This window comes from Paenibacillus sp. J22TS3, from assembly GCF_018403205.1.
Classification (GTDB): domain Bacteria; phylum Bacillota; class Bacilli; order Paenibacillales; family Paenibacillaceae; genus Fontibacillus; species Fontibacillus tuaregi.
This window is the reverse complement of sequence record NZ_BOSF01000004.1, coordinates 634,199-657,306: the sequence shown is the minus strand read 5'-3', so window position 1 is coordinate 657,306 and position 23,108 is coordinate 634,199. Positions and strand designations below refer to the sequence as shown.

Annotated in this window: 19 protein-coding genes and 1 pseudogene; 19 read left to right on the top strand and 1 reads right to left on the bottom strand. The window is 43.0% G+C overall.

The features are described 5' to 3' along the window. Positions 1 to 80: 80 nt before the first annotated feature. The 4 genes from KJS63_RS16270 (at position 81) to corA (ending at position 5,525) form a co-directional block, all read left to right on the top strand. On the top strand, positions 81 to 1,145 hold the full coding sequence (locus tag KJS63_RS16270; protein WP_213620037.1) for a DUF3048 domain-containing protein: 1,065 nt from the start codon (positions 81 to 83) through the stop codon (positions 1,143 to 1,145). Between the two features lie 338 nt (positions 1,146 to 1,483). Continuing rightward, entirely contained in the window at positions 1,484 to 2,098 is a 615-nt protein-coding gene (locus KJS63_RS16265; RefSeq protein WP_068614471.1) for a DUF47 domain-containing protein, read from the top strand. Positions 2,099 to 2,262: 164 nt separating this feature from the next. Further along, positions 2,263 to 3,252: an inorganic phosphate transporter gene (locus KJS63_RS16260; protein ID WP_213620036.1), complete on the top strand. Its 990-nt coding sequence runs from the start codon at positions 2,263 to 2,265 to the stop codon at positions 3,250 to 3,252. 1,313 nt (positions 3,253 to 4,565) lie between these two features. Beyond that, entirely contained in the window at positions 4,566 to 5,525 is a 960-nt protein-coding gene (gene corA, locus KJS63_RS16255) for a magnesium/cobalt transporter CorA (RefSeq protein ID WP_213620035.1), read from the top strand. Between the two features lie 288 nt (positions 5,526 to 5,813). On the opposite strand, the gene KJS63_RS16250 is transcribed toward corA, so the two are convergent. Next, a complete protein-coding gene (locus tag KJS63_RS16250; protein ID WP_244862632.1) occupies positions 5,814 to 6,341 on the bottom strand; it encodes a hypothetical protein in 528 nt (175 codons plus the stop codon). Positions 6,342 to 6,548: 207 nt separating this feature from the next. Here KJS63_RS16250 and KJS63_RS16245 point away from each other — a divergent pair, with 207 nt between their 5' ends. The 15 genes and pseudogenes from KJS63_RS16245 to KJS63_RS16175 all read left to right on the top strand — a co-directional run bounded on the left by KJS63_RS16245 (position 6,549) and on the right by KJS63_RS16175 (position 22,821). Then, positions 6,549 to 6,839, top strand: a complete 291-nt coding sequence (locus KJS63_RS16245; protein ID WP_068621942.1) for a YerC/YecD family TrpR-related protein — start codon at positions 6,549 to 6,551, stop codon at positions 6,837 to 6,839. A 5-nt stretch (positions 6,840 to 6,844) separates the two neighbouring features. Then, positions 6,845 to 7,612 (top strand): sirohydrochlorin chelatase, encoded by a 768-nt coding sequence (locus tag KJS63_RS16240; RefSeq protein WP_213620033.1) that lies wholly within the window; start codon positions 6,845 to 6,847, stop codon positions 7,610 to 7,612. A 22-nt stretch (positions 7,613 to 7,634) separates the two neighbouring features. Next, a complete protein-coding gene (locus tag KJS63_RS16235; protein ID WP_068614492.1) occupies positions 7,635 to 8,516 on the top strand; it encodes a diacylglycerol kinase in 882 nt (293 codons plus the stop codon). A 587-nt stretch (positions 8,517 to 9,103) separates the two neighbouring features. Then, positions 9,104 to 10,858 (top strand): 23S rRNA (uracil(1939)-C(5))-methyltransferase RlmD, encoded by a 1,755-nt coding sequence (gene rlmD / locus KJS63_RS16230; protein ID WP_213620032.1) that lies wholly within the window; start codon positions 9,104 to 9,106, stop codon positions 10,856 to 10,858. A 566-nt stretch (positions 10,859 to 11,424) separates the two neighbouring features. After that, the gene (locus tag KJS63_RS16225) at positions 11,425 to 13,389 is read left to right on the top strand and encodes a lamin tail domain-containing protein (protein ID WP_213620031.1); all 1,965 of its coding nucleotides are present in this window, start codon (positions 11,425 to 11,427) and stop codon (positions 13,387 to 13,389) included. Positions 13,390 to 13,520: 131 nt separating this feature from the next. Continuing rightward, positions 13,521 to 13,862: a hypothetical protein gene (locus tag KJS63_RS16220; RefSeq protein ID WP_213620030.1), complete on the top strand. Its 342-nt coding sequence runs from the start codon at positions 13,521 to 13,523 to the stop codon at positions 13,860 to 13,862. Positions 13,863 to 13,943: 81 nt separating this feature from the next. Further along, positions 13,944 to 14,054: pseudogene (locus KJS63_RS26600) on the top strand (S-layer homology domain-containing protein); the annotation flags it as partial. Between the two features lie 15 nt (positions 14,055 to 14,069). Beyond that, positions 14,070 to 14,300, top strand: coding sequence for an S-layer homology domain-containing protein (locus KJS63_RS16210; RefSeq protein ID WP_244862650.1), 231 nt, complete (start codon positions 14,070 to 14,072; stop codon positions 14,298 to 14,300). A gap of 817 nt (positions 14,301 to 15,117) precedes the next feature. Further along, positions 15,118 to 16,155 carry a PIN domain-containing protein gene (locus KJS63_RS16205; RefSeq protein WP_213620028.1) on the top strand — a complete coding sequence of 346 codons (1,038 nt, stop codon included), beginning with the start codon at positions 15,118 to 15,120 and terminating at the stop codon, positions 16,153 to 16,155. Positions 16,156 to 16,788: 633 nt separating this feature from the next. Beyond that, positions 16,789 to 17,739 (top strand): hypothetical protein, encoded by a 951-nt coding sequence (locus tag KJS63_RS16200; RefSeq protein ID WP_213620027.1) that lies wholly within the window; start codon positions 16,789 to 16,791, stop codon positions 17,737 to 17,739. A 241-nt stretch (positions 17,740 to 17,980) separates the two neighbouring features. Next, positions 17,981 to 19,492, top strand: a complete 1,512-nt coding sequence (locus tag KJS63_RS16195) for a DUF3800 domain-containing protein (protein WP_213620026.1) — start codon at positions 17,981 to 17,983, stop codon at positions 19,490 to 19,492. Positions 19,493 to 19,967: 475 nt separating this feature from the next. Beyond that, positions 19,968 to 20,144, top strand: coding sequence for a hypothetical protein (locus tag KJS63_RS16190; RefSeq protein WP_213620025.1), 177 nt, complete (start codon positions 19,968 to 19,970; stop codon positions 20,142 to 20,144). After that, the gene (locus tag KJS63_RS16185) at positions 20,134 to 20,631 is read left to right on the top strand and encodes a hypothetical protein (RefSeq protein ID WP_213620024.1); all 498 of its coding nucleotides are present in this window, start codon (positions 20,134 to 20,136) and stop codon (positions 20,629 to 20,631) included. Before KJS63_RS16190 ends, KJS63_RS16185 begins: the two co-directional genes overlap by 11 nt. 1 nt (position 20,632) lies before the next feature. Then, complete coding sequence (locus tag KJS63_RS16180; protein ID WP_213620023.1) at positions 20,633 to 20,965, top strand: hypothetical protein; 333 nt, start codon at positions 20,633 to 20,635, stop codon at positions 20,963 to 20,965. Beyond that, positions 20,962 to 22,821 (top strand): coiled-coil domain-containing protein, encoded by a 1,860-nt coding sequence (locus KJS63_RS16175; RefSeq protein WP_213620022.1) that lies wholly within the window; start codon positions 20,962 to 20,964, stop codon positions 22,819 to 22,821. The genes KJS63_RS16180 and KJS63_RS16175 overlap by 4 nt, the downstream gene beginning before the upstream one ends. The last annotated feature ends 287 nt before the right edge of the window (positions 22,822 to 23,108 follow it).

The following is a 23,108-nucleotide window of genomic DNA, read 5'->3' as shown; positions in this document are numbered from 1 at the left end:
GTGTAAGTAGAGTTTAATTCTTCCACCTGGGCATGATTACAATTATAATGTTGTCAAATAAGATTTCCCGGAGGTATTTCATGCAGATTCGTGCTCTGAATAAAATGCTGCTGATTCTGTCAGCGGCTGCAGTGCTTCTGGCTGGCTGCCAGAACGGCGGCGAGGCGGCAGCGCCGAACGCCCCGGTGCAGACGGGGGAGAACCAGGCCCCTGCCGAGCCGGCGGTAACCCAGCCGGCAGCGTATGTATCGCCGCTGACCGGAGAGCCGGTGGATGCGCCGCTCGAGACGAGGCCCCTGGCCGTCATGATCAACAACGCCCCGGCGGCACGGCCTCAGTCCGGGCTGATGGACGCGGACATCGTGTATGAGGTGCTGGCAGAGGGCGGGATTACACGCCTGGTTGCCATTTATCAGAGCGCCGAGAAGGTAGAGAAGATCGGACCGGTGCGCAGCATCCGGCCGTATCTGATTGATCTCGGCGAGAGCTATCACGGCGTGCTTGTGCATGCCGGAGGCAGCACGGACGCTTACGCCCTGATCCAGAGCCTGCATAAGGAGGATCTGGATGAGATCTCCAATGCGGGCGCCTACTTCTGGCGGGATAAGTCCAGGAAGGCCCCGCATAACTTGTACACAAGTGTGGAGAAGCTGCGGGCGGGGGCGAAGAAACGGGGATACGGGCTTGTGGACAAGCAGGTGCCCGCCTACACGTTCCGTGAGGCCGATGATCCTGTAGAGGGAGAGTCCGCTTCCCAGGTGGAGATCAAGTTTCTGTTGAACAATTACCGGGTCTCCTACCATTACAACACGAAGACAAGGCTGTATGAGCGCTATGTTGGCAAGAAGCCGCACAAGGATCTGGATACGGGGACCGGGCTTACCGCCGCGAATGTGGTCATCATCGGCGCGGACCATCAGACGCTGGACAAGGTAGGCCGGCTTAGTGTGGATCTGAATTCCGGCGGCAAGGCGATGCTGCTTCAGCGGGGCAAGCTGATCCAGGGACAATGGGTGCGCAAGAAGAACGATGTGATCCGGTTCGTGAAGGATGGGGCGGAGGTCCCGCTCTACCCGGGAAAGACCTATTTCAACATCGTTCCGAATACCGGAGGCTTCAGCAGTCACGTTACAATTACAAAGTGACAGAAAGGGTAATCTGAAGCGTGTATGTAAGATATAGGATTGATAGGGATTACAGTGGGAAAATTGGGGCAATCCTATGAAAACTGGGGATAAAATTGTTTGCTGTAAATATTACATTTACTTTACAATCGGATATAGCTTTATGGTAAGATAACAAAGGTTATCTCGCTGACATGCAAGTGGGATCTGGGAAGGCCGAGTCATTTGGCATGGACTGAGGATTTGACGTTCTAGAAGAAACATTACCTATATATACAGCAGGAGCGGTCACACAGCCTTTGGTTCTGGCATATAGGTCTTTCTGCAGGCCGGCAGACTTATTGAAAAGGGGACTTCACATGCGAGTGAAAAAGAAAGATATCTTTTTCCAGACGTTAGAGAATATGGCGGAGGCTGTTGTTAAGGCGGCGGATTATTTCGCCGAGCAGGTGTCCAAGTTTAACAATGTGGAAGAGTTCGCCAAGGAAATGAAGGCGTTCGAGAACCAGTGTGACAATTACACCCACACCATTATTATTGAGCTTAATAAGACGTTCATCACGCCGATCGAGCGCGATGACATCATGAACCTGACTACGACGCTGGATGATGTGCTGGACGGTCTTGAGGCCACAACCTCCCGTTTTTATATGTACAATTTAAGTGAGCCGGATGAGTATATTGTGAATTTTGCCGAAATCCTCAAGAACTCCGCTTATGAAATCCAGAAGGCGATCCGGCTGCTGTCCCAGAAGAAGCTGCTGGCCATCCGGGAGCATACGATCCGTCTGAATGACCTGGAGAACCAAGGGGACGAGCTGCTGCGCATTGCGATTAAAGAGTTGTTCGTGAAAGTGCCTGACCCGATTGAACTGATTAAGAAAAAAGAAATTTACGAACGCCTGGAGACGACGACAGACGCCTGTGAGCATGTAGCGAACATGCTGGAATCGATCATCATGCGCAATTCATAATTCGAACACATGGAGGAGGCTGGAATTGCGCGGATTGGTTCGGTACTACGGGGAGGATTCAAGTTCGGCTTCCGTTTTAGTTATAGGGGCCAGTGCCTGCAGAAGGCGGCTTGATTCTTAAGAATACCTCCGTATACAGGTATCCTCTGTGCAATGATATAACCATGGATACAATGTTTATTATCATGCTTGTAGTCATCGTGCTTGCACTCGCCTTTGACTTCATTAACGGATTCCACGACACAGCGAATGCGATAGCCACCTCGGTATCCACGCGTGCGCTTAAGCCAAGAACGGCGATTCTGATGGCGGCCGTGATGAACTTCCTTGGAGCGTTAATGTTCACGGGGGTGGCCAAGACGATCGGGGGCAAGGTTGCCGATCCGACAAAGCTCGATAACGGTCTGGAAATACTGATTGCCACACTGCTGGCGGCAATTATCTGGAATCTGGTGACCTGGTGGTTCGGGATTCCCTCATCATCTTCCCATGCCTTGATCGGGGCATTGGCTGGAGCCGTGTACGTGGGCGGAGGTCATGACAAGGTCAACTGGGGCGGATTCAGCACCATCATTGAAGGACTGCTGATATCTCCACTGATTGCTTTTGCTCTAGGTTATATCGTCATGACGATACTCAAGTGGATATTTGCCTCTAAGAGCCCGCATACCGTGAATAAAGGCTTCCGGACGATGCAGATTCTTACGGCGGCGCTTCAATCCTTCACTCACGGAACGAACGATGCCCAGAAAGCGATGGGGATCATCACTTTTGCCCTGGTTACGGCCAAGTACCAAAGCACGATGGATGTCCCTCTGTGGGTTAAAATCTCTGCGGCTACAGCCATGGCGCTGGGAACCTCGATTGGCGGCTGGAAGATCATCAAGACGATGGGTACGAAGATTTTCAAAATCGAGCCAATCAATGGCTTCGCGGCGGATATGTCCGCAGCCTCGGTTATTTTCTCCGCAACCCTGACGAACCTGCCGGTCAGCTCTACACACGCAATCACCTCGGCTATTCTGGGTGTGGGCTCTGCCAAGCGTTTCTCCGCAGTGAAATGGGGCGTGGCTGGAACGATCGTAGTTTCCTGGGTTATCACCATTCCAATTTCGGCGGTACTCTCGGGACTGATCTTTACTGTTCTTTTCTAAAATAGATAAATAGCATTGAGCTGAACATACAACGAGGAGCCAACTTTAGAGGTTGGCTTTTTGCGTGGGAAGATTTAAGAGGGCTGTAGAGGCGCGGTGAATCCGGTGTTAGGGAAGAGGTCAGAACACATGTCACGGGAAGTCAGGGGCTGCGGGCCTTGAAGAGTCTTTTGCAGCAGCATTCGGGGTGGCCGGTATGGCGGTATTGCGGTTTGTTATGTTGTGCAAAACTGGGTAAGGTAGTCTGGTTCTGATTTGTGCGGTCTGTTAAAGTGGCATGAACTCCCGGGGAGCGTGGGGTGCACAAGGGAGTATGGGAATGGACAGCTGATTAAATGGCTGTAGATAAGTTGGGTATGGGGAGCATAGCCTGACTAAGGTGTTTAGATAATGAAGCAGTTTGGTGTGCATGGCTGATTCATGTGTTGTGGGTGAGTGGGAATTTGTGTGCATAGCTGATTAAAGTGATGTGTACAAGTGAATGCATGCGAGGTACAGCGGCTAAGTGGTGTAATAAGCTAGGATGTGGAGAGTATTGCGGTTAACGTGCTATGCACGGGAGTGTGGGTTTGCGCAGCCGATAAACGTATGTGAATAAGTTAAGTATGCAAGGTGCATAGCCGATTACATGTTGTGTATAAGGAGCAGCTTGGTGTGCATAGCTGATAAAGGTGTGTACAAGTTAATATGCGGGGTACGTAGCAGCGAGAATGGGAGAGCATAGTGGTTAACGGTGTGTGTGTGTAAGCAAGTGTGTAGGGTACCTTGTGGTTAACGTGATTGTATCAAGCGAGTATGAGGTGCTGCATATCGATTAGCATGTTGTGTATAAGCGAGGATAGGGTGTACATAGCGGTTAACGTGGTATGTAGAAGCCAGTATGTTATGTGTATAACCCGAGTAACATGGTGTGTATAAGCGAGTGTGTGAGGTACATAGCGGTTAACATGGTGTGTACAAGCCGGAATGTGACGTGCATAGCTGATTAAAAGGGTTGTATGAGTGAATGCTTGCGGGGTACAGCGGCTAAAGTGGTGTGAATAAGCTAGTATAAGTGTGTATGGCGGATTGATGTACTGTGTACAAGGAACCAGCTTGGTGTGTATAACTGATTAACGTGGTGTGCACAACTGAGTACGAGTACTACAGCAGCATGGCCAAAAGCAATGCTGACCTCGAGTATCTTTTTACAGCGGCACGCAGGGAGCAAATGCTGTACCCCCCGGCGGGATCGGGCGGGACGGGCAGCGCCTCTGATCATGGAATAGATTTTTGAAACGGGAAGATTAACGACGATAAAAGGGGCGAAAGCCATGATACGTACACTGGGTATCACACATCAGCATCAGGTGGATGCAGATGTCCCGCTGGATCAGCTGGACAATCCCAAATATGCTTGGGTCTGGACAGACTTTAACGAGCCGACCAAGGAGGAGTCAGCCCTGCTGGATACGCTCTTCCATTTTCATCCGCTTGCCATAGAAGACTGCCTCCATGTGCTTCAGCGGCCCAAAATGGATTATTACGAGGACATGGAGTTCATGGTCGTACATTCGCTGGAAGCAGACACTCTGGATACGACCGAGGTCGATTTGTTCATTGGGCGCAGGTTCCTGGTGACCTACCACCATAAGGACCTGATCGAGGTGAACAATGCCTGGAACAAGGTGATGCAGCGGGCGCATGACCGGAAAATTTGGGCCAGGGGGCCGATGGCCGCAGCCTATCTGGTCATTGACGAGCTCGTGGACCTGTACTTCCCGTGCGTCTTTGCTATTGAAGACGAGCTGGATGAGTTAGAGAACAAAGGCGGCCACGAATCGGTGGAGGATCTGATGAACCAGGTGTTCGACCTGCGCAGCCGTCTGCTGAAGCTGAGACGGACGATCGTCCCGATGCGGGACCTGATGTACCGGGTTGTGAACTCCGAGCATATTCAGGGTGAGCGGGAGCCAAGGGCATATTTTACGGATATATACGATCATCTGCTCAAGCTGACCGATATGATTGAAGCCGACCGGGAGATGACGGCGGATCTGCGAGACTCGTATATCTCGCTGAATTCCAACCGGATGAACAGTATTATGAAAACCCTGACGGTCATCACCACGATCTTCATGCCGCTAACTCTGATCGCGGGTATCTACGGAATGAACTTCATTAATATGCCGGAGCTGCATACGCAGTACGGGTATTTTGTAGTGCTGGGTGTGATGCTGGCCTTGAGCGTCTGGATGATTCTGTGGTTTCAGCGGCGAGGCTGGTTCAAGTAGCTGGGGGAGGTTGGGCGCGATTGATGCTTGTCCTGAGGATTTGGCGTTCGGTTATTGTTAGTCAGTTTAATGTTATAGTTATCTAAAATTAAGCTGAGAAAGAGTCCTTTGATGTGGGCGCCTGTGGTGAACCTCAGTCTGTAATCTGTAATACCACTCCGGTCGCCGCGAAGTGTACCACGTGCGATCGGGTACTTAAGATAACTGAAAGCACGACGATATATGTTATAAAACACCGGCCGGCGTGCAAGCGGCGCCTCGTAAAAGCGGAAAGCCCGCCGATATCTGTTATCGGCGGGTCTTCTTCTTGCTAGTCTGGCTCTTGGAGGTAGAGCGTGAGCTGCTGCCTGAGCCAGTTTTCTTTTTCTTCGAGCCGGATTTAGAACTTCTGGAGCGCTTGCGCTTCGGTCTGAATTCGTCCAGCTTACCTGAGCTGGCCCCGGTTGTCTTGCCCTTGCCTCCCGGCAGCAGACCCATGAACAGCTTCGCCATCGGGGCGAACTGCTGGATGCCCTGCATGACCTTCTGTACCTGGCCCATCGTGGAAATGACCCCGTCAATGCCGCCCATCTTGTCGATGATGCCTTTAAGATCTCCAAGCTTGGGCAGGGAGAGTCCGCCGCCGCTCTTCGCAGGGGATGCCGCCGGGAGCACTGTTGGGGCTGCTGCATTCTCGAGCGGAGCTGTATACGGAACGAGTGATGACGACTCGAAAGGGATGGAGGGGTCATAAGGGGTAAGGCCTGGGTAGGAGGAAGCGCCGTACGGATAGCCCGGCGGAACGACACTCCGCTGCTGGTGCTGAAAATGTGGCATGGAAATCACATTCCTTTGTTATTTTTTCCAATTCTTAATACAATGTATGTGGTAGGCTAACGCAGGGTATAGACGAATGTCCCGGTTTTTGAGGCAAAAGCGGAATTGGGCGGTTCTTTTCTGTACTGCGTGAAATCGTTAATGCTTGAAAAGGATACGTCCGCAAAGTACAATGAGGGTACAGTAACCGTAGGGGATGATAAATCAGTGCAGCTGAAGAAGTTGAATGATAAAAGTATCGACCAATTATTCGAGGCCATTCTTACACTTAAAAATGTCGAGGAGTGTTATGTGTTCTTCGATGATCTTTGTACCGTTAACGAGATTCAGTCGCTGTCCCAGCGCCTGGAGGTTGCTCGTATGCTGGGCAAAGGATGCACTTATAATCAGATTGAAGCGGAGACCGGTGCAAGCACGGCCACCATTTCCCGTGTGAAGAGATGTTTGAATTACGGTAATGACGGATATAAAATGTCTCTGGAACGACTGGGACGTTAAGTCAAATGAAGCCGGGTGTACTTATCATTAGCCACGGCTCCCCCGATGCCGCCTGGGTGCGGCTCGTGGATGACTCTGTAACGAAGCTGGAACTGCCGGCAGAAATGCCGGTAGCGGCTTCGTTTCTTGAGGTTGTGGAAGGAAGACTGATTCAGGATGGAATAGACCATCTGGAGGGGGCGGGCGTAACGGATCTTATTGTGATTCCGTTATTCGTCTCTTCCGGCAGTACACATATTGATGAAATAGCTTATGCGCTTGGGGTGAAGCCGTTCCCGGAGAAGGAGACGGATTTGGAGCCTTTTCGGGTGCGGGCTAGGGTACATTTTGGCGAGCCGGTGGATGATGATCCGGTGATCGCTCATATGGTCTGGGACAAGCTCAAAGCGATATCCGCCGAGCGGGAGAGAGAAGTGGTGCTCCTGGTCGGCCATGGGAGCGTGCATGACGGCTTCCGCCAGCGCTGGGAACGCGGAATCAGCTCGCTTGCCGAGCATGTCCGCGAGATTGGCGGGGTGAAGCATGCGGATTATGCGCTGCTGAACCCTGACAGTCTGGCCGCCAAGACGAGGTACTGGTCTGAGGAGCGCGGCATGGACGTGCTGGTGGCTCCGCTGTTCTTAAGCGGGGGATATTTTACGAAAAAGGCGATTCCCGGCAGGCTTGAGGGGCTGAAGTACCGCTACTCTGGAGAAGCATTACTGCCGCATCCGATGCTGAATGACTGGATTCAACGGCAGATATTCACTATAATGAAGTCATTGACATTATGATAAACGGGTGGCGTTACAATATATGAAGAGAGCTAGGCTGATCTATAACCCGTCCTCCGGACGGGAAGAAATGCGTCGCCTGTTACCGGACGTCCTGCACCGGCTTGACCGGGCAGGAATTGAGACATCCTGCTTCGCCACAGAAGGCGAAGGGGATGCAACCCGCGAGGCCGCGGAAGCGGTGGACCGCGGATACGATATTATTATTGCCGCCGGCGGGGACGGCACGTTGAACGAAGTCGTCAACGGCATGGCCGGCAAGGAGAACCTGCCGCCGCTTGGCGTGTTCCCGCTCGGGACGACGAATGACTTCGCCCGTGCCATGGGCATTCCGCGGCGCTGGGAGGATTATTGTGATCTCGTCATTGAGAACAAGACGAGATATATCGATATCGGCAAGGCGAACGGCCGCCACTTTATCAACATTGCGGGCGGAGGCTCCCTTACCGAGCTGACCTATGAAGTGCCCAGCCGACTGAAAACGCGCATTGGCCAGCTGGCTTATTATATGAAGGGCATCGAGAAGGTGGCCAGCCTGTCACCGACCGAGCTGCTCATCAAGGCCGATGGCCAGCCGCAGATGCACGGCGAATTCATGTTATTCCTCATCGCTAACAGCAACTCCGTTGGCGGATTCGAGAAGCTGGCGCCGGGCGCGGTTATCGACGACGGCTTGTTCGATGTGATCGCCGTCAAGAAGTGCAACCTCGGCGAGTTTCTGCGCCTGATGACGCTGGCGCTGCGCGGGGAGCATTTTAATGATCCGCACGTCGTCTATTTCAAGACGAACCGGATGGAAGTGACTTCGCCGAGCATGGTGCAGCTTAACCTGGACGGCGAGCTCGGGGGCGAGCTGCCGGGCGTGTTCGAGATGCTGCCGCAGCATTTGAGGATTTTTGCATAAGGTGTAGTTGACTTTGGGGCTGAGGCACAGCTCGGCTGTATTAAGCATATGGCCGACCAGCTATCCAAGCATGCTCCCGACCACGCAGCCGTGTTGTTCACAGGGAGCCGTGCGCACGATGTTCAAGGGAGCAGCTAGCAGGTTAGTTGGTTTTTGGTTGACGGCGTAGCAGTTGCTTAAGCAGAGAAGTAAGCTTACGGGATAACTGTTGCTTGAGTAGAAATGTAAGATTACGGGATAACAGCTGCTTGAGTAGAAAAGTAAGATTACGGAATAACAGTTGCTTGCGCAGAGAATTTAGAGATGGTTCTAACTGACGGCATAGCTGCTTGAGCAAAGAATTATTCGGTCAGTTTTAATGTTTAAGAATTTGCAGTTCTTTTGTGCTGGGTATAATCATACATGCATCAAGCTTGTGGTAAAATAAAGGAAGTCACAGATGGAATGGAATGACCGGGATGGAGGAGAACGCCTCTTGGCTGGCCCTGACGGCAGCGGGATGGTTGTTCTTTCTTTCGTTTTAGTGGTCTGTAATATAGATGGCTAGTGGATATCAACCTAATTGGAGAAAGAAGTGAAGCGGCAGGATGAACAAGCAGCAGGGCGGACGGTCTGGGAGCAGAAGAGGGAGCGGGCGCGGTCCGTCGGGAGTGAAGGGCAGCGAGCGTGAGAGAGGGAGAGGAAAAGGAGCAGGCCTCGAAGGCCGTAATCTTCGTGGATCACGGCAACAAGGCAAAGGCTTAGTCAGTCATAACCGTAGGGGAGAGCAGGAGTCGGCCGTAATTGCGGGCCTACCTGTAGCTAAGAACGATGAGCTCGAAATCGAGATCATCGGTATGAACCATGACGGTGAAGGCGTAGGTCGCGCCGACGGCTACACCTTGTTTGTCCCTGGAGCCCTGCCCGGCGAGAAAGCACGGGTCAAAGTGCTCAAAACGAAGAAGCAGTATGGCTATGCCAAGCTGCTTGACGTCGTGCGGGCCAGCGCGGACCGCGTAGCCGCGCCGTGCGCGATCTACGACAAGTGCGGCGGCTGCCAGCTGCAGCACCTGAGCTACGAAGGCCAGCTGGCCTGGAAGCGCCAGCATGTGGTCGATGCGCTGGAGCGGATCGGGAAGCTGCGCGTGAGCGGGAGTGGAAGCGGGGCAGGCTCATCTGCTGCAGGAGTACGGGTGAACGAGCATGGGAGTGCTTCAGGTGAAAAGGTAGCAGCGAATGATCTAATGGCTGGACAGGTTGGTGGAGTAGTGGGAGATGGAGCGGACGTGGCCCATGGCAGTATCACAGCAGGTAGCCATGCTGGTGGTTCTGGCGACGGGATTGTTGTCCTGCCTACCCTCGGAATGTCCGATCCTTGGCGTTACCGTAATAAGGCACAGGTGCCTGTCGGCGTTCTGGACGGCGCTTTAGTGGGCGGTTTTTACTCCAAGGGCAGTCATCGTATCGTCGATATGGAGACCTGCCTGATCCAGCATGAGCATAACGATGAAGTGGTGAACCGTGTCAAAGAGATCGGCAGCAGCCTAGGCATCAGCGCCTACAACGAAGAGACAGGCCGAGGCCTGCTCCGTCACGTGGTTGTGAAGAAGGCATTTCGCACGGGTGAAATGATGCTTGTCCTTGTCACTAACGGACGAGACATTCCGCATGTAGATGCCTGGATCGGCAGTATCCGGGAGTACATTCCGCATGTCGCGAGCATTTGCCAGAATGTGAATACGAAGCAGACTAATGTTATTTTTGGTGATGAGACCCGTACCCTCTGGGGACGTGATGTGATCTACGATTACATTGGAGACGTGCAATTTGCTATATCGGCTAGATCGTTCTACCAGGTGAATCCGGTACAGACCGAGGTGCTGTACGGCAAGACCGTAGAGTATGCGGGACTCACAGGCAAAGAAACCGTAATCGATGCTTACTGCGGCATCGGGACCATTTCACTGTTCCTCGCCCAGCATGCGGATCAGGTGTACGGGGTCGAGATCGTGAAGGAAGCGATTGAAGATGCACGCATAAATGCCGAGCTTAACGGCATGCGCAATGTGAAGTTCGAAGTAGGAGCATCTGAGGTCGTGATTCCCCGTTGGAAAGAGCAGGGCATTGAGGCGGATGTGATCGTGGTCGATCCACCGCGTAAAGGCTGCGATCCGCAGCTGCTGGACACGATCCTGGCGATGAAGCCGGAGCGGGTGGTGTATGTGAGCTGCAACCCGTCGACCCTGGCGCGGGATTTGAGGGTGTTGGAGGATGGTGGGTACCGGACAGTTGAGGTGCAGCCGGTGGATATGTTCCCGCATACCGTGCATGTAGAATCGGTTTGCTTGCTGGTGAGAGAGTAGTACAGATATATTAATTAAATAAAGTACCCAAAAGAAAACAAGATGCAGGCTATTAGCTTCCAGCATCTTGTTTTTTTGTCCTTTATTTTTGATTCCTCAATAATAACAGCACCTTTGAGCGCGTATATAAGCGATTGCCCTACGTCAATGGCGCCGTTCTTCCAGTCTACATACTTTTATTCCAGCCCCAGCAGCTTGCCCCCTACGCTTTCCTGTTGTCAATGCTAGTGTTATCATCATGCGCCAAACCTCGGTTTTCCGTGTAATTACATTCAGATAACGAGCCATCACAGAACGATTGGGAAAAGCTGTAACACATCCATTATATCAATCTCTCGAAAGGCATACATTACACTATAATCGGAAATTGGCTCACCATCTCTTATGAGATGGAATAAAGTGATTGCGGATTTAATAAACTTATTACATAAAGTACATTTAAATTTTTCCATTATGCCCCATTATTACCATGACGTTCGGAATAAAGCTTGGTTTACGAGTCCATATATGATTGTGGCGTTTCGCAAGTGTCTAATAAAATCATAAAATGAATAAGGAGCGGTGAAATGAAAAACAGGAAAATAGCAATGAGTATGTTAACCAGGTTTATTATTGCATCCATAGTATTATTTCCAATGCAGTATGTACAGGCATCAGCTTATGCAGTTGGTACATATTCAAGGGTTTCAGACGGTACAGGAGAATTTGTTGATCAGGGACCAGCCAAAGGTAAGTTAAATATTGTAGAGAAAGAAGAGTTACCTCAACATAGAGTAATAATTAATGAGATTAATTCTTCACCGGATGATTGGGTAGAGTTTATTAATCTAGGAACAGGAGAAATAGATCTTTCTGGTTATGAAATTCGTGCCAATTCTGATGACCATCGTTGGAGATTTGCGGAAGGAACAAAACTGCCAGCAGGTGAATTATTTGTAGTTGATGCAAATACGGAGGGTCAAGTATATGATGATCAGACAGATGCTTATGTTGCAGGTAAATTCGCAGTAGCAATTGGTATTGGTTCAGGAGATTCTATTCGTTTATATGACAAGGCAGGGAAGCTACTGGATGAATATTCATGGACTGAACATGCTAGTTATAATGGCGATGAAGCATTGGCATCTTTCGGAAGATATCCAGATGGAACAGGCGAATTTATGGAATTTCCCACTTCGACTAAGGGAAAAGCAAATATGATAACAAATCCAGTTATATTAAATGAAATCCAGTCAAATGACTTAAAGGGTGGATATGATTGGATAGAACTTGCTAATCCAACAGGAAAAGTGTTAGATATTTCGGGAATCGTAATTAAAGACAGTGATGATACTCATCAATATGTTATCCCCAAAGGCACAACTATCCCCAAAAATGGGTTTTTGGTATTGACAGAGAAAAAGTTAGGTTTTGGACTTGGAAAGAATGATTCTGTACGTCTGTTTGAAAAGGAGAAATTAATAGCCAGCACAACATGGAAAGATCATACAAATCCTACTTGGGGATTGTATCCTGATTTAACTGGAACTGAGTATAGAAATACAAAAGAAGCAACCCCTAACGCACCCAATAAATTTAAAGAAGTAACTAATGTTATTGAATGGCCGGGTAACGGTAAAGTTGTAATTTTTGATCAAAAACCAACATTTTTAGAAGATTCTTCAGGGTTGGATTTCTTTAAAGGCCAATTATATGCGGTTGATAATGGTGCAGGTAAGTTTTGGATTTTAGACGTTTCGAAAAATGGAGAGTTAAGTTTTGCAAAAGGCTTTGAAAAAGGTAAGCGTGTTCGATTCCAAAAAGATGCAAACAATGCAAAAGCAGCAGGTCCGGATGCAGAAGGAATTACAGTAGATGGAGATGGGTTTGTTTATATCGCTTCTGAACGTGATAGTAATGTTAAGGATGTTAACTTTAATATGATTTTGAAAGTTGATCCACATAAAGAAGGCAACGATTTAGTTGCATTACAGCAGTGGGATTTAACAGCTTCATTACCACAGGTTTCTGCCAATATGGGGATTGAAGCTGTAGAATGGGTATCAAACGCAGATGTTGTTGGTAAGCTTTATGACCAAAATACGGGTAAAGTTTTTGATGCAGCTAAATATCCAAATGCAATTGCAAATGGTGTGTTCTTTGTGGCATTGGAGGATAATGGTCATGTATATGCCTATGTTCTAAATAAAGATGGAAGTTCTGTACAAATTGCTGATATTGACGGAAAAATTGGTGGAGCAATGGCTCTTGACTATGATACCTATGAAAAAGTATTGTGGGCTGTTGCAGATGATGGATATAAAAACCGTGCAGCAAAAATATCACTCAATGGAAAGAAAAATCCGGATATTGTTCATGTATTGCCTCCAAGTGGTGTCGATATTAGTGCTAATAATGAAGGATTTGCAATTGCAGAGGCAAGTTTTACTAAAGATGGTCAAAGACCGGTGTATCGATTTAAGGATGGCGATAAATCGGGCTCTTTATCTATAGGTTCTATTGCATCAGATTATAAAGAAGGTGTAAATTGATGACCCTGGAAATGGAGGCAGCAACAATGGAATAGTACTCCAACACCAGGCAGACCGAAAGTAGATCAGAACAAAATCAACGTTACTTCCGTGTAACACAAACTTCAAAAGGCAGCATAGCTGCAGCGGCTTTGACTGATCAAGCATTAGCCGAAGCCATTGCTTTCGTGAAAGCAAACCCAACAGAAACCACTGTTCAGGTTAAAGTAGAAGCTGGTGCAAATGTCAAAACCGTTGAAATGATCATTCCAAACAAATCGATCAGAACATTAGCCGATGCTCGGGTAGAAGATTTAGTAATTGAATCACCAATTACAACCATCATGTTTGACGATAGAACTCTACAAACAGTTGCCGAAGCGCTAAGGCCCGATGTAAAGATATCTGCTAGCGTTGTTGATTCGAGCACGCTTTCAGTGTCTGGAGTTACCAAAGAGCGGACTGCGGACAGACCGATATCGATTTTACAGTAACAAGCGGTGATGCAGAGATCCGAAATTTTAAAGGTGGTTTAGCGAGCGTATCCGTTCCGTACACATTACGCCAAGGATTGAATCCGAACGCTAGATGCTTGGTATGGCGCTTCAATTGCCTGGGCAGCTGATAATAAGATTGTATCAGGTATAGGAAATGGAAAATTTGATCCAAGTGCACCTATCACTCGCGAGCAATTGGCTGTGATGATCTATAACTTTATTGAATACAAGAGCGCTAAATTAGTAGGCACAAACAAGCCAGCCTTTCCAGATGCAAATGCAGTGAGCGATTGGGCAAAGGATGCAGTGACAACACTTCAAAGTTATGGCATTATAAGCGGAATTACCGGAAACACATTCGCACCAAAGGCAAATGCCGACAGAGCAGCAGTGGCCACCATATTCAAAAATTTTGTAAAAGCGTTTGTTAAGTAAATGAAATAGAAAATCTCCCTTTGGAATTAACAAAAGGGAGATTTTTGTGGTGCGCCAGCTTGGGGGCAGTTGTAGGGTGAGAGTCGCGAACTGTGAAGGCAAAGTGGCAGTCGCTTAACGCGGGCGGTGTCTGCGGTGACGCAGAATCTGAAGTAAGTATGGCAACCAGCAAGGTGCATCGGTTGGCGTCAATAGCTTTAAGCGTGTGTGAAAAAGTTACCACCCCCTGCTTATGTTTGGAGGCCAGTCCAGGATGTTTGTCAACGCTGCACTTCGCTCAAATGGCACTTATATCGTATATAAAACCGTAGAAGGTCAAGTTGTAAAGGAATACAACAACGGGAATATTGTTCTTGTTGTCAACTCGGTTGGCTCTCATTCATGAGCAATCGCCAATAATAATATTTGAAATCTATTTATAATAGCTCGATAACTGGCTTAGGTATCCCTTTTTATTTTGTAATTTCATGTGTCGAGTCTGTTTACTTAACATATGTGGAAACAGTTGTATTTCTTATACACAAGTAGTTCTAATGAATTTTGTTCATATTAAAACCTAAGCGTGTTAGTTCCGCTTAGGTTTTGTTTATGTCTGGATAAATTAAAAAAGACATCATAAAAACACTCGAAAATTGAAAAGATTGACTTACACACGTCTAAGTATTGAGATACAATAGATTTGGGTAGGATGTTCAAAGCTATAAAACTAATATTAGTCTCTTATGCTTGTCGAAAAATGTGTTTTAATAAACTAATTAAATTTCATTTTTCTATGTGATTCGTAGAGAAAGATTCATACTCAAAAAGGAGATCATTCATGTCATATTTAATATTTTTAGACACAAATATAATTTTCAATGATTTCTTTTTCAAATCCTCGGATATGAAGAAGTTACTTAAATATACTCGACATGAACCAGTAGATCTTTGTATTACAAAGTTCAATTATAATGAAATAATAAAAAAATACAAAGATGAAATTAGACCGCTTGTTAAAAAGGTGAAGAGTACAAAAAGTGATCTATTAAAACTTGAGGCAGCAGAGATTATTGATTTTGAGAGTTTAAATGCTAATAAAATAACTTTAAAATACAAAGAATTCTTAGATAGAACAATTAAAGAAAATTCAATAAAGGTAATTGATTACCCTATTTCTAAAAATATTACAGAAACTATTTCTAACAAATACTTTAATAATATAAAGCCTTTTGATGAGAATAAAATTTCTTTTCAAGACGCTATTATATGGGAAAGTATTGTTGAATATTGCAATATTAATAAACCAGATAATGTAGCGTTTATATCTAGCAATCATAAAGATTTTGCTAATAAAGATCTAAATAGTATTCATGAGGATTTAGCTGCTGATATACAAGATTTAAATTACTATAATTCAATATCAGTATTCTTAGAAAGTGAAGAAGATAATTTAAAAGATTATTTTACTGACAATTTTGAGTACAACAAAGAATTGTTAGAAGATGAACTAAAACTATATTTTGAGAGAAATGATTACCTTCAAAATACTGTTGATGACCTGCTAATGAATTCTGAATTTAAGGGGGATTATTTTACTGGCTGGGGTACTGATGCTTACATTGATGACTACATAATAACTTTGAATGAAACCACTCTAGATATTGAAGAGAATGCAATTCTAATATCTTTTGATATTGAAATAGAGGTGAGTTTTAGTATTGAGACAGTTGATCCTACATATGACAGAGGAGATCCTGGTGATGGTATGATTTCAGAGGGGAGCAGTACAAGTATATTGATACAGGGTAATATTACGTATTTGTTAGATAATAAAGAGTTTATAGATTATGTTGAATTGGACATTGAATTTAATTAAAATGCATGAAATAGTAAGTAAAGTATCGATTTACAAAATTAAAGTATTAATAATACGGTTTAAGCTTTTTCAACCAAAAACTATGGGGAAAATTCATTTTGATTTACAACTGAGCAACATGAATTGTCTACTTGACACCTCTGGAGTGCTGTGCGTTGCTGGTTAGGGAGTAGTGTTTGGAAGCCACATTTACCTCCTTTAAAATAGCTACTTTGCCCGAAGATTCTAGAGTTCTGGCTATATTTGTTATAATCGAAGCAATTAATTGAGCGTAGAGGATTCAATGAGCCTTGGTTTATCAGTGAAAGAAATTGTTTTGGATAATCATTAGTAGAGTTGATGTTCGTCCGAACAATATCAAGTTTTCCAGTTTATCAGGCGTATGAGTGTTGGGGTGCGAAGTTAGATGTACATGTTTATATTGACTGAATAAGGTCTATAGAACTAATTGAAAATGGGGCTCCTGTTACATGCAGGAGTCTTTCTTTTTGTCGAAAATGGGAATATTTTCTGGAGTTTAAAACATAAATGGTCTATGATTATTGTAGAATAGCACATGGCTAAATCGCGATTTCGGTAGCGAAACCGAGCGGCAATAATCGAGTATTTTAAACTAGAATGTGGAGGGCTAGTATGAGTTCAAAAATAAAGATGAGTTGGGCACTACACCCTACTGCTGGAAGAGTGTCAGTCGATGATATTCAATTAGATGAAACATTAAATGATTCACTTAAATGTGAATTTTGTCATGTTGATTTAAGTTTTGTAGGAACGTATATAAAGCAGGACAAATATGTTGCACCCATTTTACGATTGAAAAAAGGTAAGAAGAACCATTTAGAATATGACGGTGGAGAATGTCCTTATAATAAATCCAACAACCAAACTCAGACACTTCGTAAGAGTAAAGTGGCGGGTGTTGTCCTTGATAAGGAAACTGTTATTAGAGTTAACATCCCCGTTGAATTAAAAAAATCTTTGATGGATTTATTATCTCAAGACTTAATTCCTAATAAGGAGAAAGTGGAGAAGCATAAGGCTAAAAAATCACCAGGGAATTATTCAAATAGTGAGGGTGAACTATCAGACTACATAAACTCAGCAAGAGCTTTCGCAAAAATAGCTAAATATTTTGAGCAAAATAAAGTTCAAAATTATCTTGAGTTTAAGTTTTTTGGGATCACGGCAAGATGGATGGATATATATTTTGAAGAGTGGGATAAAGTCTATGAAAAATTCCAATCAAAATCACCAAAAGAATTGGTTTGCTTAAGAGGAGTCTATGCTTCAACGGGTCAACCATATGTAGATAATAATGGGTACGAGTGGGTGCATATTAAATTAATAAAGAAATCCATAACATCACAAACCACTTCTCAGACATTTACGCAAATCAAACTGTTTAAACCGATGTTCACCAATTTTTTAAAACAATTAGATGAAGCAAAGATAAAGGCTGAGCCTATAGAAATAACCTTCTTTGGAAGGATTGAAAGATATGAAAAGGATGGCAATAAAAACATAAAAGGGGTTGCAGTGTTAAGAAGACAGATTCATTTTGAAAAAAGAAATATAAAGCATTAATCAAAGTTATGAAGGGTCTATATTGGAAATGCCAGAATTAAATGATCCTTCCTCATAGCAAGAGTCTCTATCACAGAAAATACGGATAGTGCGCATTTGCTAGAGGTAGATGGGATATGTCCGATATATGGAAATTACTTGCTTATACAAAAAGGTAAACGTATGAAGTTCTTAGTTTACTAGAAATAACAATGACAAGTACTAATAAAGGATTGATTGGAAAAGAGCAAGGGAGAGAGGTATGTTTTTGGGAAAAAACTTCAATTTTTATTATGATGAATCTGAGCACAGTAGAAAAATCAACCATTCTACAGTTGTTTCGGATAATTACTACGATAATTTTGTTACAACGATTGTTGGGTGGCGAACTGAAGATGAAAATTCTATACTTCAACGATATCTTGAGTTTGAAGAGAAGTATTCATACCGTAAATCAAATGGAGAGTTAAAAAGCTTGACATTGAAGACAAAGCAACTTAAAAATGGATTGGCTTCTTTAAGTTGTGACAATGTAGCATTTATCCTTGACTTTTTAGATGTGTTTGATGATCGTATCTTTTTGTATTTTTCTGTAACAAGCAAAGTAGAATATATCGTTAATCAACTCTTTCTAAATTATAAGAATAGTATATTTGTAGATGTGGATGCGATGAAGTATTCAATCGTTAAGGCAATAGTAATGTACCAGCCACTAGAAATTGTTAGTGGAATGTATGAAAATACAGGCGAATTGGTTCGGTTATTAAAAGCGTTTTTCCATAAACGAATCGCTGCCAATCGAACAAACCCAAGTTTGAAAGAGCGTGAAAATTTAGCTTTTTCACAAATCTTGATATTATTAGAAGATATTAATGAACACATGGATATTAATTGGAATTATCAAATTGCTTTTGATGGATTTAAAAAATATTTGCTAGAGAAAGGCATTTCTAATTATGCACTGTTTATAGATAAAGAAGGTGATGACAGCGATACATTGAAAGCGGCAAAACAAATAGGATTCTCCCCTGTTACAGAGGTTGATTCAAAAGAACATGTAGGGGTTAGGATAGCGGATATGCTTGCTGGTATAATATCTAAATTGCTTAAATCCTTACATACTGAATTGAAATATGATTCCTTTGAAGATGGGGTCAATAAAAAAACATTAGGAGGAAAGTGGTTTGAATTAAATGATCATCAGCTCTATTTATATAAACGATTGATGTATATCATATGCCATATGAATAATGCGTGGTATAAGGCTTTTTCAGGAAATTACTCGGATGACTTGATTACCTTTATTTCTTTGCTCAATTATATGAGTAGCTACAGAACAATTGATAATGTTAGAGCCATTGATAAAAAAATGCATGGCGAGTACTTTAATGCACATGTATGTGAACGCTTAGCAAAACATTATGATGATATGAGATCAAAATTGCAAGTTGAACCGATAGGAGAAACTGATAAGGTTTATTACTTTAACCGAAGAGGAGGAAAAGTATTCTTTGATTCGAGTAAGCAACCGTCATTAAGATTAAATGAAGGTTCCTACACTTTGGATGTTTTATCAGTTGGTTTTACAAAGGATGGGACTCCCATGGTTATAGTTAGTGAAAGAGAGGGTCCTATTTGCTATAAGCTGCCGCATGAATTATATGCGTGGGCAATGGACTGTGTAGCTCTTGCAAACATGGGAACTAATAATTTTCCTTCAAAAGTAGAGTTTACAAAATCTAATGGCTATTTTTATGCGAATTTTATAGTCTAATAGGTTGAAGAAAGTATTTATTGATAAGATTGAGATAAACACTTTCCATAAAGAGGATATTAGCTTTTTGAAGCATCGTTATTGTTTACTCAAGGCACGTGGGTGCTGTATGTCGCTTATAAGGGAATAGTTTATTGGACCATATTAACCTGCAAGTTGAAGCCTGACCTTATACGGTTTGGGCTTTTATGTATTTATAGATATATCGGGATAATTTAGGATTTGATTTTGGTAGACATTTTGTACCGCACTTATGTTTAATTTCTAATATTGATGGCTTGAAATGAATAGATGATTTGTGGCAGGTAGACTCAAGCGGTTTCTATTTTTCAGTAGCTAAATCCGAGCTTTTCAATATCTCAGGTTTCTACTGCATGTAGTGCAAAAGTAGCATAAAAGTTTGACTCGTTACTATTCGAGGCGAAGTGATTGTGATAGAATTTAGGTAATATATTCAAGTGGAGGGGAAAAATTCATGGATACTTGGCTTCGAGAACTATTGACACATGTACTTGCATTTTCCGGGGGAGCCACCATAACTATGGTATTAAATAAAATCAGAATAAGTAACAAGAAAAATTATAAGGTAAATCAGAATAATAACACTGTACATGGTGATTTAGTTGGAAGGGATAAGAGTGTTGGAAAATAGTGTAGAGCAAACTCATAATACTGTCTCAGGTGATTTGGTCGGAAGGGACAAGTATATAATTCAGACCGTTATGGCATCTAAGGCTAAGAGTGCTATTAGACTAGAAGAAGACTTCTTCATAAACTCTGATGAAGATAATAGTACTTTACTAAGAAAGCTTAAAGATGGAAAAACGAATGGCCTCACTCGAACAAGGGCTATTACCTCAAAGCTAAGCGCCATGAAAATTATTTTTCAACTAAACAAATCGGAAGAAGGGAAGCGAATACTGGCAGACATATATGAAAACCTTTTGACCTGTGTTTCTAAAGTTACAATGCCAATGGAGGACGGGGAATTATTAAAACATAAAAGTGATGACATATTTTCTCATTTCCCCGCTCTAGTTTCAAGATATGAAGATATAATAGAAATTGATGAAGCATTTCTAGAAGGACTTCTATATATTGCTACTTCAAACTGTGCAATAAGATGGAAGGTGGAATGAAATGAGCACATATATGTTAGTTGACCGTACATTTGATTGGTTTTTTGATGAAGATGTCGATTTAGATCCTTATCTTTGTTCTATACAAATTTTGAGAGCTGCTTCAACAAGACCAGTAGTTGGAATTAAATATAATAGAGTGCAAATGGTTCATAATGTATTAAAGAGGAGGTCTCAAGAAGCTTTAGATACCCTTGATAATGCTATCGTTATTTTGGTTAGTAGAAATCTATTGAAAATAACTAAGAGTGCGGGAAATAGTTTGGACTCAGTAATTCATATAACTGACAAAGGGCTAGAAACCTTGCAACAATTTATGGAGAGAACGACATGATTCTAAAGAAAATAGTTGTTAAAGGAGAAAAAGGTCTTTCCCTTAATTTTGGAAAGATAAACTACATTCTTGGTGAAAATGCTACAGGTAAGACAACTTTTATTAAACTGGTTCTTTATGCTTTAGGAACAAATATTGACTCCTTTATCGATGAAATAGATAAAGAAAATATGACTGAGCAAGTGGAACTTGACGTCGAATTAAAGAGTGGTAGCGTTTATAGGTTTATTAGGAAACTACCTCGCTCAGAAACTATCTTGGTAGTACCACTAAATGAATTAAATGAAATGATTGAAGAAAATGTACAAATAATGAACCTTGAAGAATTCTCTGATATGCTATTAATTGAGGAAGGCTACGGAACGCAAGAAATACCTTATGGTAACAATCATAAGGCTAATATGAGATATTATTTTATGCTAAGAGCAGTGACGGCGGATCAAGATACTCCAGCTTACAAGATTTTGGCTGACCTTGGTGGATCAATCAGGAATTACATAAATAATCAAATGTTGATTAAAAAAGCGATCGTTGAGGCGTTGCTAGGGAAAGAAAACACCGAAGTTCAGAAGGCAAGATTGAAATTGCAAAAGTTGTTTAAAGAGCGTAGCTCCTTATTATCAAAAATTCAGATTATGGGAGAAGTAAGCTCGTCAAATATTTTTAGCAAAGAAGAGTTTTCTGAAATATTAAAATTAAGAAATAAGAGTAAAATTGTTGAGAAAATCGAGGAAATAAAAAATGAAAAAAATAGACTATCAGTAGAACAGTCAAAATATATTTCCAAACTTGAAACGTCTAATTCTAAGCTTGATGATAAAGTAAGTCTTGAGTTGGCTAGAAAGATTGCAAAGATTCGTCAAAATATTAATGAACTTATTTTGCAAAGAGATGATATAACAAGTGTAAGTCAAACAATTAGTGCAGAAATAGAGAAATTGAAAAAGATGATTGTTGCACGACAAGTAATAACATTAATTCCAGTTGAAGTGTGCCCAGTTTGCCTACAAAAAATGAATGTACTCGAATCATCTGATGAACACTGTAGCTATTGTAAAAATCAAATAAATAATAATGATCTAGAAAGAATATCACAATATAAGAGAATGTTAGAAGAGTCGTTGTATGAAGCCAATAAAGTTAGGATAGAACTTTTGAATCAAATTAAAGAAGAAGAAAAAAATAAAAAATCTACGGAAAATAGAATAGAGAAAATGAAAGAAAAATTTATCAATGAGCAAAAAGAGAAGAACACTCCTATTGAAAACTTAATTATCTCAATAAAGCAACGTGCGGAAAGGCTTACTAAAGATGAGCAAATGTTAGAGGTTCATTTAGGTTATTTAAATGCAGTAGACGAACTGAAACTTGAAAAAAATAAGTTGGAATTTGAAATAAATACACTAAAGGATGAATTGGAGCAACTGGAGAAAAATATTTACTATTCTGATGTGGATAAATTAGAGTTATGGGAGGAAATATTTTGTGAAGAACTGAACTATGTATTTGGAACTGAAATGGATGTTACTTTGGACTCAGAGTACACTCCAATAATTGATGAGGTAAATATAAGGAATATTTCGTCTGCCAGTTTGAAAGTTGCTACAAGATTATCTTATATAACATCTTTGTTTCATTTACATGAAAAAACTAATATTAATCATCTCGGTTTTATATTACTTGATTCCCCGAAGGATAAGGATTTGGATATAGATAAATATGGTCGTTTCCTCAAAAACCTTGAAAAGGGGGATACTGGGCAAGTGATATTGACAGGAAGTATTCTTGAAATGGATTTATATAATAAAGATCATATTATAATGACACTTTTATCTGATCGTAAGTTGTTGCAATAATTTGTGATTCTATATACTCCAAAATATTATTATTTAACTCAAGCTCTTGAAAAAACCTCCCAACCAAGTTATAACAAGAAATAACTTGTTTAGGAGGTTTTTTAGGGTCTGTCAAGTTCTTTGTGTAAACTCAGTTAAGCTAATTCTCACCGAGGGGAGAATTTTGCCGTTTAGCGGAGATGTTGACCGACTCGATCCGGGAAAAAGACCGGTAGCTGCAGCAGTACCGGAGGAACTCTGATATTTGCTAGCGATACAGGAGGTATATATTTCAGTGAGGATTTGAT